Source organism: Xylanibacter rodentium (assembly GCF_013166575.1).
Lineage (GTDB): Bacteria > Bacteroidota > Bacteroidia > Bacteroidales > Bacteroidaceae > Prevotella > Prevotella rodentium.
In genome coordinates this window covers 1-1,290 of sequence record NZ_JABKKE010000059.1, presented here as the reverse complement: position 1 = coordinate 1,290, position 1,290 = coordinate 1, and the positions used below count along the sequence as shown (strand labels likewise).

At 55.7% G+C, this 1,290-nt stretch carries 1 protein-coding gene; it reads left to right on the top strand.

Annotated elements, in window-relative coordinates; genetic code table 11:
- Nucleotides 1-1,041: family 43 glycosylhydrolase (locus tag HPS55_RS14005; protein ID WP_172325107.1), on the top strand; the 1,041-nt coding region annotated here is incomplete at its 5' end.
- Nucleotides 1,042-1,290 lie beyond the last annotated feature (249 nt).

Below are 1,290 nucleotides of genomic sequence, written 5' to 3'. Positions count from 1 at the left end.
GAGGGGGTGAACGGCCCGCAGCACGGCTCGTTCATGCGGATAACCAAGGAGGAGTACGACCGTTTGCAGGCATGGAGCGACGCACGCGAGGCACAGCACATCAAGCCCAACGACCGCAACCCGGTGGTAAAGGGCCTGTATGCCGACCCGGAGATAATGTACAGCGAGAAGACGGGCAAGTATTATCTGTATCCCACCACCGACGGCAAGCAGGGGTGGCAGAACCACGACGCACGCGTGTATTCGTCGGACGACCTCGTCACGTGGAACGACGAAGGCGTGGTGTTCGACCTCGAAAAGGATTGCAAGTGGGCGGACAAGTGTCTGTGGGCACCGTGCATCATCGAGAAGAAGACGGGAAAGAAGAGATACAAGTATTATTACTACTTCACCGGAGCCGGAAAGATAGGAGTGGCCGTGGCCGACTCGCCCACCGGACCGTTCAAGGATGCACTGGGACGCCCGCTGCTCAGCGAAAAGCCGGACGGGATGAAGGGCGGACAGGTGATCGACCCCGACGTATTCCAGGACCCGAAGACAGGTAAATACCATCTGTACTGGGGCAACGGCTTCCTCGCCGTATCGGAACTGGGCAAGGACATGACGTCGGTTGTATCGACGAAGGTGCTGATAGACCGCAAGGACAAGGGACGCTACAACTATAATGAGGGTACTTATGTATTCGAGCGCAACGGGCTCTACTACTTCATGTGGTCGGAAAACGACACCCGCAGCGCCAACTACCGCGTGCGCTACCTCATCAGCGAATCGCCGACGGAACTGGTACGGAACGGCAAACCGGCCATGCCCGAACGTGCCGTGGTGCTGAAACAAGACCCGTCGAAGGCTGTCTTCGGCACCGGCCATCACTCCGTCCTGCGCAAACCCGGCACCGACGAATGGTACATCGTATATCACCGCTTCGCCCGCCCCGACGCCATCAAGATGGGATGGGACGCCGGATACAACCGCGAAGTGTGTATCGACCGCATGGAGTTCAATGCTGACGGAACGATAAAAGCGGTGGAAGTGACGCTTTAGCTTTCAAAAGTAAAGAGATTTTTAGATATTCATGAGTTGAAAAGGAGCCAAACCAAATGCTGTGTTAAATGAAAATCGCATAACAGGCATTCGGTTTGCCTCCTTTTCAACTCTTGAGTCTATTTATTGACGAACTCTTTCGAATCCTTTAATCAAAAGGGGTGAACGGCCCGCAGCACGGCTCGTTCATGCGGATAACCAAGGAGGAGTACGACCGTTTGCAGGCATGGAGCGACGCACGCGAGGCAC